General features: G+C 54.2%; 13 protein-coding genes and 1 other annotated feature. Of the genes, 10 read left to right on the forward strand and 3 right to left on the reverse strand.

Features of this window, described 5'->3' with window-relative positions:
- Positions 1–89: 89 nt before the first annotated feature.
- Positions 90–3,443: a mechanosensitive channel MscK gene (gene mscK / locus IP582_RS05505; RefSeq protein WP_079497642.1), complete on the forward strand. Its 3,354-nt coding sequence runs from the start codon at positions 90–92 to the stop codon at positions 3,441–3,443.
- 139 nt (positions 3,444–3,582) lie between these two features.
- Here mscK and rsmS read toward each other — a convergent pair whose 3' ends face one another.
- Entirely contained in the window at positions 3,583–3,735 is a 153-nt protein-coding gene (gene rsmS / locus IP582_RS05510; protein ID WP_193795310.1) for a pleiotropic regulatory protein RsmS, read from the reverse strand.
- A gap of 14 nt (positions 3,736–3,749) precedes the next feature.
- A complete protein-coding gene (gene priC, locus IP582_RS05515) occupies positions 3,750–4,277 on the reverse strand; it encodes a primosomal replication protein N'' (protein ID WP_193795311.1) in 528 nt (175 codons plus the stop codon).
- Positions 4,278–4,346: 69 nt separating this feature from the next.
- Here priC and IP582_RS05520 point away from each other — a divergent pair, with 69 nt between their 5' ends.
- From IP582_RS05520 to hemH, 8 genes are all read left to right on the forward strand, one after another.
- Complete coding sequence (locus IP582_RS05520; protein WP_193795312.1) at positions 4,347–4,724, forward strand: DUF454 family protein; 378 nt, start codon at positions 4,347–4,349, stop codon at positions 4,722–4,724.
- Positions 4,725–4,875: 151 nt separating this feature from the next.
- Positions 4,876–5,427 carry an adenine phosphoribosyltransferase gene (gene apt / locus IP582_RS05525; RefSeq protein WP_047371543.1) on the forward strand — a complete coding sequence of 184 codons (552 nt, stop codon included), beginning with the start codon at positions 4,876–4,878 and terminating at the stop codon, positions 5,425–5,427.
- Positions 5,428–5,605: 178 nt separating this feature from the next.
- Entirely contained in the window at positions 5,606–7,546 is a 1,941-nt protein-coding gene (gene dnaX, locus IP582_RS05530; protein ID WP_193795313.1) for a DNA polymerase III subunit gamma/tau, read from the forward strand.
- Positions 6,879–6,943: a sequence feature (DnaX frameshifting element), on the forward strand. (Overlaps the previous gene by 65 nt.)
- A 53-nt stretch (positions 7,547–7,599) precedes the next feature.
- Complete coding sequence (locus tag IP582_RS05535) at positions 7,600–7,932, forward strand: YbaB/EbfC family nucleoid-associated protein (RefSeq protein ID WP_041852682.1); 333 nt, start codon at positions 7,600–7,602, stop codon at positions 7,930–7,932.
- Positions 7,932–8,537 (forward strand): recombination mediator RecR, encoded by a 606-nt coding sequence (gene recR / locus IP582_RS05540; RefSeq protein ID WP_193795314.1) that lies wholly within the window; start codon positions 7,932–7,934, stop codon positions 8,535–8,537. The genes IP582_RS05535 and recR overlap by 1 nt, the downstream gene beginning before the upstream one ends.
- A 146-nt stretch (positions 8,538–8,683) precedes the next feature.
- On the forward strand, positions 8,684–10,558 hold the full coding sequence (gene htpG, locus IP582_RS05545; RefSeq protein ID WP_041852455.1) for a molecular chaperone HtpG: 1,875 nt from the start codon (positions 8,684–8,686) through the stop codon (positions 10,556–10,558).
- Positions 10,559–10,785: 227 nt separating this feature from the next.
- Positions 10,786–11,430: an adenylate kinase gene (gene adk, locus IP582_RS05550; RefSeq protein ID WP_041852454.1), complete on the forward strand. Its 645-nt coding sequence runs from the start codon at positions 10,786–10,788 to the stop codon at positions 11,428–11,430.
- A gap of 112 nt (positions 11,431–11,542) precedes the next feature.
- Positions 11,543–12,505, forward strand: coding sequence for a ferrochelatase (gene hemH / locus IP582_RS05555; protein ID WP_193795315.1), 963 nt, complete (start codon positions 11,543–11,545; stop codon positions 12,503–12,505).
- On the opposite strand, the gene aes is transcribed toward hemH, so the two are convergent.
- Positions 12,502–13,467, reverse strand: a complete 966-nt coding sequence (gene aes, locus IP582_RS05560) for an acetyl esterase (protein WP_193795316.1) — start codon at positions 13,465–13,467, stop codon at positions 12,502–12,504. The two genes, hemH and aes, sit on opposite strands and share 4 nt — an antisense overlap.
- Before the next feature lie 158 nt (positions 13,468–13,625).
- Here aes and IP582_RS05565 point away from each other — a divergent pair, with 158 nt between their 5' ends.
- Positions 13,626–14,930: an inosine/guanosine kinase gene (locus tag IP582_RS05565; protein ID WP_041852681.1), complete on the forward strand. Its 1,305-nt coding sequence runs from the start codon at positions 13,626–13,628 to the stop codon at positions 14,928–14,930.
- Positions 14,931–14,992: the final 62 nt, after the last annotated feature.

Below are 14,992 nucleotides of genomic sequence, written 5' to 3' on the forward strand. Positions count from 1 at the left end.
GTTACTAGGTTGTAACTTCACGGCGTGATATTCTTCGCGCGTGGCTAGCTTCGGCCATCTTTCCTGTTCACAGATTAATCACGCAAATGATGCTGCAATCCACACGCTCAAAAAGTGCGCTCCCGGTTTTGGCTGCCGCGCTGTTTTTTGTCCTTGCCTTTATTACAGGCAGTGCCTTCGCGGCCCCGACAAACAACGACTTACCCGCTCGCTCCGATGTCCAGAGTCAGCTCGACGCTCTGAATAAGCAAAAAGATCCCACCGCTACGGATAAACTGGTTATTCAGGATTTAACGGAAACCCTGGATGTTCTGGACAAAATAGAACGGGTTAAGCAGGAAACTGTTCTCTTAAAACAGAAAATCACCCAGGCGCCGGACAAACTGCGTCAGGCGACTGATGCCCTCAATGCGCTCAGTGATAAAGATAACGACGATGAAACGCGCAAAACGCTGGCAACGCTTTCTCTGCGCCAGCTTGAGTCGCGCGTGGCACAGTTACTGGATGACTTACAAACGGCTCAGAACGATTTGTCGAATTATAACAGCCAGTTAGTCTCGTTACAGACGCAGCCGGAGCGTGTGCAAAGTTCCATGTACACCGCTTCGCAACAGTTACAGCAAATCCGCAATCGTCTTAATGGCACGGCGGCAGGTGAGGGGGCTCTGCGTCCGACGCAGCAGACACTTTTACTTGCTCAACAGGCATTGCTGAATGCGCAAATCGAACAGTTGCGTAAGAGTCTCGAAGGTAATACTACGTTGCAGGACACGCTGCAGAAACAGCGTGATTACACTACTGCGAACAGCAATCGCCTTGAACATCAACTGCAACTGTTGCAGGAAGCCGTCAATAACAAGCGGCTGACGCTGACAGAAAAAACCGCCCAGGAAGCCGTAACGCCGGATGAAACCGCGCGTATCCAGGCGATGCCGTTAGTGAAGCAGGAACTGGACGTTAACCACCAGCTTAGCCAGAAGCTTATTACTGCGACAGAAAACGGTAACTCGCTGGTGCAGCAAAACATCAAAGTAAAAAACTGGCTTGACCGCGCGCTGCAATCTGAGCGTAACGTGAAAGAGCAGATTTCAGTACTTAAAGGCAGCTTGCTGCTGTCGCGTATCCTTTATCAGCAACAACAAACGCTCCCTTCCGCTGATGAGCTTGAAGACATGACCAACCGCATTGCGGACCTGCGTCTGGAGCAGTTTGAAGTCAACCAACAGCGCGATGCCCTTTTCCAGAGCGATGCATTCGTGGCAAAACTGGAAGAGGGGCATTCGAGTGAGGTTAACGACGAAGTGCATGACGCGCTGTTACAAGTCGTGGATATGCGTCGTGAACTGCTCGATCAACTGAATAAGCAGCTTGGTAATCAGCTGATGATGGCGATTAACCTGCAGGTTAATCAGCAGCAACTGATGAGCGTGTCGAAAAGCCTTCAGGAGATCCTGACGCAGCAAATTTTCTGGGTAAACAGCAACAAGCCAATGGACGGGGACTGGGTTAAATCTTTCCCACAGGCGCTGAAAGACCAGATAAGCAAAATGAAAATCACCGGTAACTGGGAAAAAGCCTGGCCTGCGGTGGCCATTGCTTTCCTCACAGGCCTACCCCTGTTATTGATTGCTGGCTTAATTCGCTGGCGTCTTGGCTGGTTGCGCAGCTATCAGGCGCGTCTTGCGACCCAGGTAGGCCAGTTACGCAATGACAGTCAGTTACATACGCCGAAAGCGATTCTTATCGACCTCATTCGCGCGCTGCCTGTCTGTCTGATCATTCTGGCTATCGGCCTCATTTTACTGACGATGCAGCTCAATATCAGTGAATTGCTGTGGGCGTTCAGTAAAAAACTGACCGTATTCTGGCTGGTATTTGGCCTGTGCTGGAAGGTGCTGGAAAAAGACGGCGTGGCGGTAAACCATTTCAACATGCCGGAACAACTGACCAGCCACTGGCGTCGGCAGATTGTGCGCATCAGCCTTGCGCTGCTGCCACTCCATTTTTGGTCCGTGGTCTCTGAGCTTTCGCCACTGCACTTGATGGATGACGTGCTTGGACAAACGGTGATTCTGCTTAACTTGCTGGTCATCACCGGGCTGGTATGGCCGATGTTCCGGGAAAGCTGGCGGGATAAAGAGTCTCATAGCATTCGTCTTATCACCATCACCGTTCTGGCGATTGTTCCGATAGCATTGATGGTGCTGACGGCAACTGGCTATTTCTATACAACGCTGCGCCTGTCCGGACGCTGGATTGAAACTGTCTATCTGGTCATCCTCTGGAACCTGCTTTACCAGACTGTGTTGCGTGGCCTGAGCGTTGCTGCGCGTCGTATTGCTTACCGTCGTGCGCTGGCCCGCCGCCAGAACCTGATAAAAGAAGGGGCCGAAGGCGCTGAGCCGCAGGAAGAGCCGGGTATAGCCCTGGAGCAGGTCAACCAGCAGACATTACGTATTACCATGTTGCTGATGATCGCTCTCTTTGGCGTCGTGTTCTGGGCGATTTGGTCTGATTTGATCACCGTTTTCGCTTACCTGGACAGCGTTGTCCTGTGGCATTACAACGGCACGGAAGCGGGCGTCGCCGCCGTGAAAAGCGTGACCATGGGGAGCATGCTGTTTGCCTTGATTGCCACGGTGGTAGCCTGGGCGCTAATTCGTAACTTACCGGGTTTGCTGGAAGTTATCGTTCTTTCGCGCTTGAACATGCGTCAGGGGGCGTCCTACGCCATTACCACCATTCTGAACTATGTCATCATCGCCGTTGGTGCGATGACGGTGTTCGGGTCGTTGGGTGTCTCATGGGACAAACTACAATGGCTGGCGGCAGCTCTCTCGGTTGGTCTGGGTTTTGGCTTACAAGAGATTTTCGGTAACTTTGTCTCCGGCCTGATTATCCTGTTCGAGCGTCCGGTGCGTATTGGCGATACCGTCACCATCGGCACCTTCTCCGGGTCGGTAAGCAAGATCCGTATTCGTGCCACCACGATCACCGATTTTGACCGCAAAGAGGTCATTATTCCCAACAAGGCGTTTGTGACTGAACGTCTGATCAACTGGTCGCTGTCAGACACCATTACCCGCGTGGTCATCCGTCTGGGCGTGGCGTACGGTTCCGATCTGGATAAGGTGAAAGAGGTATTGTTAAAAGCGGCGATGGAGCATCCGAAGGTGATGCACGATCCGGAGCCGTCGGTGTTCTTTACCACCTTTGGCGCGAGTACGCTGGATCATGAACTGCGTCTGTATGTACGTGAACTGCGCGATCGTAGCTATACGGTGGATGAGCTAAACCGCACGATCGACAGACTGTGTCGTGAAAATAACATCAATATCGCCTTTAACCAGTTGGAAGTGCATTTACGCAATGCGAGCGGTGACGAGCATACAGAAGTGAAGCGCGAGCTGAAAGGCGACGATCCGACGCCTGCGCAGAGTTGATTCAGATATCTCTCCTGTCGTAGCCCCGGTAAGCGCTGGCGCCACCGGGGATTATTCCCGTATGGCGGCGTGACCGCCTGTTCCGGGCTACGGTTTTCTCTCTCTCCCCGTGGGGTGAGGGCATCAGGCGGCGCCAGGCTTAACCCTCACTCTCCCTCACTTTGCGTTCAAAATCCCGCTGCACAATTTCCAGCGCTTTGAGCACGGTTTCCGGCGCAATAGCATGCTCTTCCAGCAGCATAATCAGATCGACCGCCAGCTTGACCTCATCCGGTGCATCTTCCAGCGACATACTCTCTCCTCGGGTTAACGTGTCAGGCGCGCCAGCACCCGCTCAATATTATCCAGCGCCTCGCGACAGCGGCACAGCCTGCCTTCAAATGCGGCGATTTCTTTATGTAATTGCTGCTGTTCGGCGAAAGTTTCGACAGTTGCCAGACGCGCTTCCCGCTCACGTTTCATCGCCATCAGACGTTGTTCGAATTCCTGATGTTGTAGTCGCTTACGCTGCCATTTTTGAATGCCGGGCGCGGAATTATCCCACTCACGCAGCGACCATGAGGCCGATTCGCGACTCAGGGCGGCAATCTGCGCCCCAAGGTGCTCTGCAAGCCATGCCACCTGCTCGATTTGCTGTGCGTCGACGGCATGGCGAAGCGCGCTCAGACTGTGCCGGGCTTCTTGCAGGCAGGCATCCATTGTGGTGCTACGTGTGCGGAACAGATGACGATCAAAACGTGGGCTCACCGTAGCGTGCTTTGCCTGAGGAGCGATTTGCCGCGCCAGCTCGTCCAGCTTTTGTTCCAGAGCCTGTAAAAGCAACGCGCTTCTCACGATTATCTCCCCTGTAAATGACGCCGACTATGCTACATTAGCCGCTTATCAATGATAATGATTCGCACTATGCAACGGACTATTTTAATCATCATTGGCTGGCTGGCGGTAGTGCTGGGTACTCTCGGCGTCGTTTTGCCATTGCTGCCGACCACGCCGTTTATTCTGCTGGCCGCCTGGTGCTTTGCGCGCTCGTCGCCCCGTTTTCATCAGTGGTTATTGTACCGCTCCTGGTTTGGTGGCTATTTGCGTCACTGGCAAACCTATAAAGCGATGCCGCCTGGCGCCAAACCCCGGGCCATCGCCGTGATACTGGTCACTTTCGCCATTTCGCTGTGGCTGGTGAAGATTATGTGGGTGCGATTGCTGCTGCTGGCCATTTTGTCTTGCCTGCTGATTTTTATGTGGCGACTGCCCGTGATTGACGCAAAGCAACAAAAACCATAAAGCTCACCGATGGAAGTTGCAATTGTCGCGTTCTGCCAGTAAATTCGAGCGTTTTCGAGCACAGGCGCGACTGGTTAAATGTTAACCGCAGGTTACATGCGAAACCTCAGTGTGCGCCGTGAGTAACACCGTTTCTATCAGGCAAAAATCCATGACAGCGACTGCGCAGCAGCTTGAATTTCTCAAAAACAGCATCAAAAGCATTCAGGATTATCCGAAGCCGGGCATCCTGTTCCGTGATGTCACCAGTTTGCTGGAAGACCCGAAAGCGTACGCTCTCAGCATTGAACTGCTGGTTGAACGCTACAAAGACGCCGGGATCACGAAAGTAGTAGGTACAGAAGCGCGTGGCTTCCTGTTCGGCGCACCGGTTGCGTTAGGCCTGGGTGTTGGCTTTGTACCGGTACGTAAACCGCGTAAACTGCCGCGTGAAACGATCGCGGAAAGCTACGAACTGGAATACGGTACCGATCAGCTGGAGATCCACATCGATGCGATCCAGGCTGGCGATAAAGTCCTTGTGGTTGACGATCTGCTGGCGACCGGCGGCACCATCGAAGCAACCGTAAAACTGATCCGCCGTTTGGGTGGCGAAGTGACCGATGCAGCATTCATCATTAACCTGTTCGATCTGGGTGGTGAACAACGTCTGGAAAAACAGGGGCTGACCTGCTTTAGTCTGGTGCCATTCCCGGGGCATTAATTATCAGACTGCTTTATTTGTCATTTTAGCGCCGGGCAGTGCTCGTAATCCTCACGTACTCCGTGTACGTTCCGGTTACAGTGCGCTGTCCGTCACTAAGAGACAACCTCGCTGATTAAGTGAGGTTGTGATAGCATTCCCCCCTATTAATCCACCTCCAGCGTTTCAGAGCCTGCCAATGAGTTATCAGGTCTTAGCCCGTAAATGGCGACCCCAAACTTTTGCTGACGTCGTCGGCCAGGAGCATGTGCTGACCGCACTGGCGAACGGCTTATCCTCAGGACGCATCCATCATGCCTACCTGTTTTCCGGTACGCGTGGCGTCGGTAAAACCTCTATTGCCCGACTGCTGGCAAAAGGGCTGAATTGCGAAACAGGTGTCACGGCGACGCCTTGCGGCGTGTGCGACAGCTGTCGGGAAATCGAACAGGGGCGCTTTGTTGACTTAATCGAAATTGATGCGGCATCCCGCACCAAGGTCGAAGATACCCGTGACCTGCTGGATAACGTGCAGTACGCCCCCGCGCGTGGCCGTTTCAAGGTCTACCTTATTGACGAAGTGCACATGCTCTCGCGCCACAGCTTTAACGCGCTGTTGAAGACGCTTGAAGAGCCGCCTGAGCACGTCAAATTCTTGCTGGCGACGACCGATCCGCAAAAATTGCCGGTGACGATTCTGTCGCGTTGTCTGCAGTTTCATCTTAAAGCGCTGGACGTTGATCAAATCCGTCAGCAGCTTGAACACATTCTTGATGCCGAAAGTATTCCCCACGAACTGCGTGCGCTCCAGTTGCTGGCCCGCGCCGCAGACGGCAGCCTGCGTGATGCGCTGAGCCTTACCGATCAGGCAATTGCCAGCGGTGATGGGCAACTGAGTGCGCAAGTTGTCAGCACGATGCTCGGGACGCTCAATGACGACCAGGCGCTGGCGCTGATTGAAGCGCTTGTGGCTGCCGACGGCGAACGGACGATGGCGCTGGTAAATGAGGCTGCCTCCCGTGGTGTAGAATGGGAAGCCCTGCTGGTGGAGATGCAAACGCTGATGCACCGCATCGCCATGGTTCAGCTCAGCCCGGCGGCGCTCGGCAGCGATATGGCACCCATTGAACAACGCATGCGGGAACTGGCGCGCATAGTGCCACCGGGCGATGTGCAGCTCTATTATCAGACGCTGCTCATTGGCCGCAAAGAGATGCCGTATGCGCCGGACAGACGCATGGGTATGGAGATGACCCTGCTGCGTGCGCTGGCGTTTCATCCGCGTGAGCCTTTAACGGTGCCGGATGCGCCCCAGGCTTCTTTCGCGCCAGCCGCGCCTGCTGCGGTGTTGAATTCGGCGCAGGTTCCGGTACAGGCGGCGCCATCGCAGCCGCAACAGCAGCCGCAACATGATGTCGCTCTGCCCGATGCCACCAGCCAGGTGCTGGCGGCCCGTCGCCAATTGCAGCGCGCTCAGGGAGCGGACAAAACAAAAAAGAGTGAACCGGCAGCCGCAGCCCGCGCGCGGCCGGTGAACAATAGCGCGCTGGAGAGACTGGCGTCAGTCACCGAGCGCGTGCAGTCGCGCCCGGCGCCTTCTGCGCATGACGAGGCTGCGGTAAAAAAAGAGGCCTACCGCTGGAAAGCGACAACCGTCGCCGAAGAGGTGAAAGAGACGGTAGCCACGCCGAAGGCGCTAAAAAAAGCGCTTGAGCACGAAAAAACGCCGGAGTTGTCGAAGAAACTGGCCGAAGAGTCGCTTGAGCGTGATGCCTGGGCGGCGGAAATCAGCCGACTCACCCTGCCAAAACTGGTTGAACAGGTGGCGCTCAACGCCTGGAAAGAGCAGGATGAGAGCCGAATTTGCCTGCATTTACGTTCTGCTCAGCGGCACCTGAATTCGCCGTCTGCGCAAAAAACGCTGGCGGACGCGCTTTCGGCATTACATGGCGTCACGGTTGAATTGACTATCATTGAAGATGATAATCCGGCGGTGCGCACGCCACTGGAATGGCGTCAGGCCATATATGAAGAGAAACTTGCGCAGGCGCGCGAGGCGATTATTACGGATAACAACATTCAGACACTGCAACGCTTCTTCGATGCGGATCTGGATGAAGAGAGTATTCGTCCCATTTGATGGTAAGCTGGCTTGCTGTCAACCTTAACTATGACTTACTGAGAGAAGAGCCTATGTTTGGTGGAAAAGGCGGTCTGGGTAACCTGATGAAACAGGCCCAGCAGATGCAAGAAAAAATGCAGCAGATGCAGGAAGAAATCGCAAAGCTGGAAGTGACCGGTGAGTCTGGTGCTGGCCTGGTGAAAGTGACTATTAACGGTGCGCATAACTGCCGCCGCGTAGAGATCGATCCGAGCCTGCTGGAAGACGATAAAGACATGCTGGAAGATCTGGTGGCCGCGGCGTTCAACGATGCTGCGCGCCGCATTGAAGAAACCCAGAAAGAGAAAATGGCTTCTGTTTCCTCCGGTATGCAACTGCCGCCGGGCTTCAAGATGCCGTTCTGATGCAGACCAGTCCGCTGTTAACGCAGCTTATGGAAGCGTTGCGCTGCCTGCCGGGCGTTGGCCCGAAATCGGCGCAGCGCATGGCGTTTACGCTATTGCAACGTGACCGCAGCGGTGGAATGCGCCTGGCGCAGGCATTGACCCGCGCCATGTCGGAAATCGGCCATTGCGCCGATTGCCGCACCTTTACCGAGCAGGAGATCTGCAATATTTGCAGCAATCCGCGCCGTCAGGAAAATGGTCAAATCTGTGTGGTGGAGAGTCCTGCGGATATCTACGCCATTGAGCAGACCGGCCAGTTTTCCGGACGCTATTTCGTGTTGATGGGCCACCTGTCGCCGCTCGATGGTATCGGACCGGACGATATTGGCCTCGATCGACTGGAGCAGCGTCTGCAGGCGGAATCGATGCAAGAGGTGATTCTCGCCACCAACCCGACGGTAGAAGGTGAGGCAACCGCCAACTATATTGCCGAGCTTTGCGCGCAATATGGGGTGGAAGCCAGTCGTATTGCTCACGGCGTTCCCGTTGGCGGTGAGCTGGAAATGGTTGACGGTACCACGCTGTCCCATTCGCTTGCGGGTCGCCACAAGATTAAATTCTGACCAAACGGAGGCTGCGACACGTGGCCTCCGCTTGAAAAAATCCTTCTCAACCCCCATCTCAGCCTCATCATTTCAATAGCCTGTACATTCGCGGCGCGAAGAATGGCGGCTATTACTTTTTAATGGCATTGTTGAGGTCGACTTACATGAAAGGACAAGAAACCCGCGGTTTCCAGTCAGAAGTAAAACAGCTTCTGCACCTGATGATCCATTCCCTGTATTCCAATAAAGAAATCTTCCTGCGTGAGCTTATCTCCAACGCCTCGGATGCGGCGGATAAACTGCGTTTTCGCGCGTTGTCCAAACCGGATCTGTACGAAGGCGATGGCGAACTGCGTGTGCGCGTCTCGTTTAATAAAGACAACCGCACACTGACCATTGCCGATAACGGTATCGGGATGAGCCGCGACGAGGTCATTGAGAACCTCGGTACGATTGCCAAGTCTGGCACCAAAGCATTTCTGGAATCGATGGGCTCCGATCAGGCGAAAGACAGCCAGTTGATTGGTCAATTCGGGGTGGGCTTCTACTCTGCGTTCATCGTTGCCGATAAAGTCACCGTGCGCACCCGTGCTGCGGGCGAAAGTGCTGATAATGGCGTGTTCTGGGAATCTGCTGGCGAAGGTGAATATACCGTTGCCGACATCAATAAACCGGAGCGTGGTACTGAAATCACGCTGCATCTGCGCGAAGGCGAAGATGACTTCCTGAACGACTGGCGTGTGCGCTCGATCATCAGCAAATATTCCGATCATATTGCGCTGCCGGTGGAAATTGAGAAGCAGGAAGAGGTCGACGGCGAAACCGTGGTCTCCTGGGAAAAAATCAACAAAGCACAGGCGCTGTGGACCCGCAGTAAGTCGGAAATCAGCGACGACGAATATAAAGAGTTCTACAAACATATCGCTCATGACTTTACCGACCCGCTGGCCTGGAGCCATAACCGCGTGGAAGGCAAGCAAGAGTATACCAGCCTGCTGTTTATCCCTTCGCAGGCGCCATGGGATATGTGGAACCGCGACCATAAGCATGGCCTGAAACTGTACGTACAGCGCGTCTTTATCATGGACGACGCCGAACAGTTTATGCCGAACTACCTGCGCTTCGTGCGCGGCCTGATAGATTCCAACGATCTGCCGCTGAACGTTTCCCGCGAAATTCTGCAGGACAGCACCGTTACCCGTAATCTGCGTAATGCGCTGACCAAACGTGCCCTGCAGATGCTCGATAAGCTGGCCAAAGATGACGCGGAAAAATACCAGAGCTTCTGGAAACAGTTTGGCCTGGCGCTGAAAGAAGGCCCGGCAGAAGACAATGCCAACCAGGAAGCGATTGCCAAACTGCTGCGTTTTGCTTCTACCCACACGGACTCTTCCGAACAGACCGTATCGCTGGAGGATTACCTCTCGCGCATGAAAGAAGGGCAGGAGAAAATCTACTTTATCACTGCCGACAGCTACGCGGCGGCGAAGAGCAGCCCGCATCTGGAACTGCTGCGTAAGAAAGGTATCGAAGTTCTGCTGCTCTCCGATCGTATCGACGAGTGGATGATGAGCTATTTGACCGAGTTCAGCGGTAAGCCGTTCCAGTCGGTCTCTAAAGCTGACGAGTCGCTGGATAAACTGGCTGATGAAGTGGACGAAACCACCAAAGAAGCAGAGAAAGCGCTGGAGCCGTTTGTTGAGCGCGTCAAAACCCTGCTGGGCGACCGCGTGAAAGAGGTCCGTCTGACGCATCGTCTGACCGATACCCCGGCGATTGTCACCACCGATAACGACGAAATGAGCACGCAGATGGCGAAATTGTTTGCCGCTGCGGGCCAGAGCGTGCCGGAAGTGAAGTACATCTTTGAACTGAACCCGGATCATCCGCTGGTGAAACGCACCGCCGATACTCAGGACGAGACGAAGTTTGGCGAATGGGTCGAACTGCTGTTGGATCAGGCGCTGTTCGCGGAACGCGGCACGCTGGAAGATCCCAACCTGTTTATTAAGCGTTTGAATACCTTGTTAATGTCGTAAATTCACCGCTATCCTCTCCCCGCAGGGGAGAGGATATGGCACCGCGCACTTTTTTCTCCTTCGTTCCCCCGGAAGAGGGCTGGCGTGGGGAGGATTGCCGCATTTTTTAAACATTCTTTCCCACTAACCGTTTCAGCCCCGTAGCCTTCCTTGAGCCATACTCATTCTGGTGGTATCGTTTAGCGCTTTTTTGAAAAATTGAATCGACATTTGAGGGGATTTCCGCAATGCGTATTATTCTGCTTGGCGCTCCAGGCGCGGGTAAAGGAACTCAGGCACAGTTCATTATGGAGAAATACGGTATTCCGCAAATCTCCACGGGCGATATGCTCCGCGCCGCTGTGAAATCTGGCAGCGAACTGGGCAAGCAAGCAAAAGACATCATGGATGCCGGTAAACTGGTGACTGACGAACTGGTTATCGCCCTGGTGAAAGAGCGTATTGCACAGGAAGACTGCCGCAATGGTTTCCTGCTTGATGGCTTCCCACGCACCATCCCGCAGGCTGATGCAATGAAAGAAGCCGGTATCAAAGTCGATTACGTCCTGGAGTTTGACGTACCGGACGAGCTGATCGTTGACCGTATCGTAGGTCGTCGCGTACACGCCGCTTCTGGCCGTGTTTACCACGTTAAATTCAATCCGCCGAAAGTGGAAGGCAAAGACGACGTGACCGGCGAAGAGCTGACCACCCGTAAAGATGACCAGGAAGAAACCGTCCGTAAGCGTCTGGTGGAATACCATCAGATGACTGCGCCGTTGATCGGTTACTACTCCAAAGAAGCGCAGGCGGGTAACACCAAATACGCGAAAGTTGACGGCACCAAAGCCGTGGCTGACGTGCGCGCAGAGCTGGAAAAAATCCTCGGCTAATCGCCTCTATCCCCGGTGTTCGCCGGGGATAATCTTCCAATCGCTGTGATTGGTTTCGTTTACGCGCTTTTCAGTTACAATCATTAGCCAGTTCAATGGTTAAGAGGCGCGAATGAGTCAGACGAAAGCAGGTATTCTGCTGGCCAATCTTGGTACCCCCGAAGCACCCACTCCCGAGGCCGTTAAGCGCTATCTGCGGCAATTCTTAAGCGACCAGCGCGTCGTCGATACGTCCCGTTTATTGTGGTGGCCTTTGCTGCGTGGCGTCATTCTGCCTATTCGCTCTCCGCGCGTCGCAAAGCTCTATCAATCCGTGTGGATGGAAGAGGGCTCGCCGCTGATGGTCTACAGCCGCAGACAGCAGGCCGCGCTGGCAGCCCGTCTCCCTGATGTTCCCGTTGCGCTGGGCATGAGTTACGGTTCGCCGTCACTGGCGAGCGCGGTGGAGGAACTACAGTCACAAGGCGTTGAACATATCGTCGTGCTGCCACTCTATCCGCAATACTCCTGTTCAACGGTGGCGGCGGTATGGGACGAACTCGCGCGTATCCTTGCCCCAAAACGCCATATTCCTGGTATCTCGTTTATTCGCGACTATGCGGATGATCCCGCTTATATCAACGCGCTGGCAAATAGCGTGCGTGCCTCATTTGCTCGCCATGGCGAACCCGACTTGCTGCTGCTCTCTTATCACGGCATTCCGCAACGTTATGCGGATCAAGGTGACGATTACCCGCAGCGCTGCCGGGATACCACACGTGAGCTGGTTTCAGCCCTGGAACTGCCGCCAGAAAAAGTGATGATGACCTTCCAGTCGCGCTTTGGTCGCGAGCCCTGGCTAACGCCCTACACCGATGAGACCATGAAAATGCTCGGTGAGAAGGGCGTAAAACATATTCAGGTTATGAGCCCGGGTTTTGCCGCCGATTGCCTTGAGACACTCGAAGAGATCGCCGTGCAGAACCGTGAGTTTTTCCTCGAAGCGGGCGGCGAGAAATATGAATATATTCCTGCACTTAATGATTCCCCGGATCATATCGAGATGATGGTCATTCTCACGGAGAAATATCGCTAACGGTTGTTTTCGCAGAAAAATCGTGCGCCATCGCGTAGCGCACGATCTGCGGTCTCCATCATTCGTGAGTAATGCAGAAACGCGTGCAGCGTTCCCGGATACATTTGATAATGACAATGCGCGTTATGTTCCCGAATGATCGCGTAGAGGGTTTTGCTGTCATCTATTAAGGGATCATATTCGGCACTGGCGATAAAACAGGGAGGGACAGCCTGCGTCAGGTCGTTGTTAAAGATGCAGTAGTAAGGTGATTCGCGATCCTGTTCATCGCGCAGATAAGCCTGATCGTAACTTTGCAAATCTTTCCGGGTTAAACCATCCCAGGTGCCGCCATAGAGCCGGCGGCTACGTGAATCCTGTAAACCATAGAGGCCGTAATAGAGCAGCAGCGCTGTCATTTGCCCGCAGTCAATGTTGTGATCACGTATCCACAATGCGGCTGCCATCGCCAGCATGGCGCCAGCAGAGTCTCCTGCGAGACCGAAACGCTGCATATTCAGGTTAAAGGTGTGAGCGTGTTGCGCATAAAACTGGCATACCGCAACGGCTTCCTCTATGGCTTGTGGAAATCGCGCCTCAGGTGAAAGCGTGTAATCGATCCCGACCACCGTACACTGTGTATAGTGCGCCAGCAGTCGCATGATACGATCGTGCGTGTCGAGGTTTCCCAGCACAAAACCCCCACCGTGAAGATAAAAGAGCGTCGCCTGACTCTCTGGTTTTGGCGAAGCGTAAATGCGCGTACGAACGGTGCCATAGCGCGTGGGTACGTCAACGTCTGTAGTCGGTATGTCTGGCCCTCCGGCGTTCCAGTAGCGCCGTTCTTCGTTATAGGCCCGGCGCTGGGTGGGATAATCATTGCCGTCTGGTTCGGGCTGTGGGTTTTCCTGTTGAAAGTGTAATACTTGCTGCATTTCAGCAGAGATACGCTCAAGGACGCGTATTTTATTCCCTTTATCCATGGTGTCCTCCGGTAAATAATCCTTCATTGTAAGGGGCAAGGTGACCTGAACCGGGATCTGCGTAGCCGATATTGAACATGTATACGGTGTAATGCCGATCGCCAGGCGCGGGGAATGTGCTACCATTCTTCGCCCAATCCTCACCCGTAACGATGACCATGAAATTTCCCGGTAAACGTAAATCCAAACACTATTTTCCCGTTAACGCCCGCGATCCGTTATTGCAGCAAATTCAGCCAGAGAATGAAGTCAGCGCCTCCTGGGTGGTGGGTATTGACCAGACGCTGGTGGATATCGAAGCGAAAGTGGATGACGCGTTTATCGCCCGTTACGGTCTGAGCGCGGGTCACTCTCTGGTCATTGCAGACGATGTGGCCGAGGCGCTATATCAGGAACTGGTGCGCGAAAACCTGATTACCCACCAGTTTGCGGGCGGCACCATTGGCAATACCATGCACAACTACTCGGTACTGGCGGATGACCGTTCGGTCTTACTGGGGGTGATGTGCAGCAATATTGAGATTGGCAGCTACGCCTATCGTTACCTGTGCAATACCTCAAGCCGTACCGACCTGAACTATCTGCAAGGCGTAGACGGTGCAATAGGCCGCTGTTTTACCCTGATCAGCGAGTCGGGCGAGCGTACGTTCGCTATTAGCCCCGGTCATATGAATCAATTGCGTCCGGAAAGTATTCCTGAATCGGTCATCGCCGGTGCCTCCGCCCTGGTACTGACCTCTTACCTGGTGCGGTGTAATCCGGGTGAACCGATGCCGGAAGCTACCATGCAGGCCGTGGCTTACGCCAAAAAGCATAACGTGCCGGTGGTGCTGACGCTCGGCACGAAATATGTGATTGCTGATAACCCTCAGTGGTGGCAAAACTTCCTGAAAGAGCACGTCTCCATTCTGGCGATGAATGAAGAAGAGGCGCAGGCGTTGACCGGAGAAAGCGATCCGCTGCTGGCCTCGGATAAGGCGCTGGATTGGGTCGATCTGGTGCTTTGCACCGCAGGTCCGGTGGGGCTGTATATGGCCGGCTTTACCGAAGATGAAGCGAAACGCAAGACGCAGCATCCTTTATTGCCCGGGGCGATTGCTGAGTTTAATCAATACGAATTTAGCCGCGCGATGCGCCATAAAGATTGCCAGCAGCCGCTGCGCATTTACTCGCATATTGCCCCGTACATGGGCGGCCCGGAAAAAATCATGAATACCAACGGGGCGGGAGATGGCGCGCTGGCGGCATTGTTGCATGATATCACCGCCAACAATTACCACCGTATCAATGTGCCAAATTCCAGCAAGCACCAGTTTACCTGGCTGACTTACTCGTCGCTGGCGCAGGTCTGTAAATATGCCAACCGTGTGAGCTATCAGGTATTGAACCAGCATGCGCCGCGTTTGTCCCGCGGGCTGCCGGAGCGTGAAGACAGCCTGGAAGAGTCGTACTGGTCACGGTAGTTCTGTGCGAAGCCTTTTAATGGCTTCCCGGATGGCGCTGGCGCTTGTCCGGGTTACCATTC

The organism is Citrobacter sp. BDA59-3, assembly GCF_015167655.1.
Classification (GTDB): Bacteria; Pseudomonadota; Gammaproteobacteria; order Enterobacterales; family Enterobacteriaceae; genus Phytobacter; species Phytobacter diazotrophicus.

Coding starts and splice junctions, on each gene's coding strand:
- mscK (WP_079497642.1), top strand. CDS start 90: ATGCTGCAATCCACACGCTCAAAAAGTGCGCTCCCGGTTTTGGCTGCC.
- htpG (WP_041852455.1), top strand. CDS start 8,684: ATGAAAGGACAAGAAACCCGCGGTTTCCAGTCAGAAGTAAAACAGCTT.
- rsmS (WP_193795310.1), bottom strand. CDS start 3,735: ATGTCGCTGGAAGATGCACCGGATGAGGTCAAGCTGGCGGTCGATCTG.
- dnaX (WP_193795313.1), top strand. CDS start 5,606: ATGAGTTATCAGGTCTTAGCCCGTAAATGGCGACCCCAAACTTTTGCT.
- apt (WP_047371543.1), top strand. CDS start 4,876: ATGACAGCGACTGCGCAGCAGCTTGAATTTCTCAAAAACAGCATCAAA.
- recR (WP_193795314.1), top strand. CDS start 7,932: ATGCAGACCAGTCCGCTGTTAACGCAGCTTATGGAAGCGTTGCGCTGC.
- IP582_RS05535 (WP_041852682.1), top strand. CDS start 7,600: ATGTTTGGTGGAAAAGGCGGTCTGGGTAACCTGATGAAACAGGCCCAG.
- aes (WP_193795316.1), bottom strand. CDS start 13,467: ATGGATAAAGGGAATAAAATACGCGTCCTTGAGCGTATCTCTGCTGAA.
- hemH (WP_193795315.1), top strand. CDS start 11,543: ATGAGTCAGACGAAAGCAGGTATTCTGCTGGCCAATCTTGGTACCCCC.
- adk (WP_041852454.1), top strand. CDS start 10,786: ATGCGTATTATTCTGCTTGGCGCTCCAGGCGCGGGTAAAGGAACTCAG.
- IP582_RS05565 (WP_041852681.1), top strand. CDS start 13,626: ATGAAATTTCCCGGTAAACGTAAATCCAAACACTATTTTCCCGTTAAC.
- IP582_RS05520 (WP_193795312.1), top strand. CDS start 4,347: ATGCAACGGACTATTTTAATCATCATTGGCTGGCTGGCGGTAGTGCTG.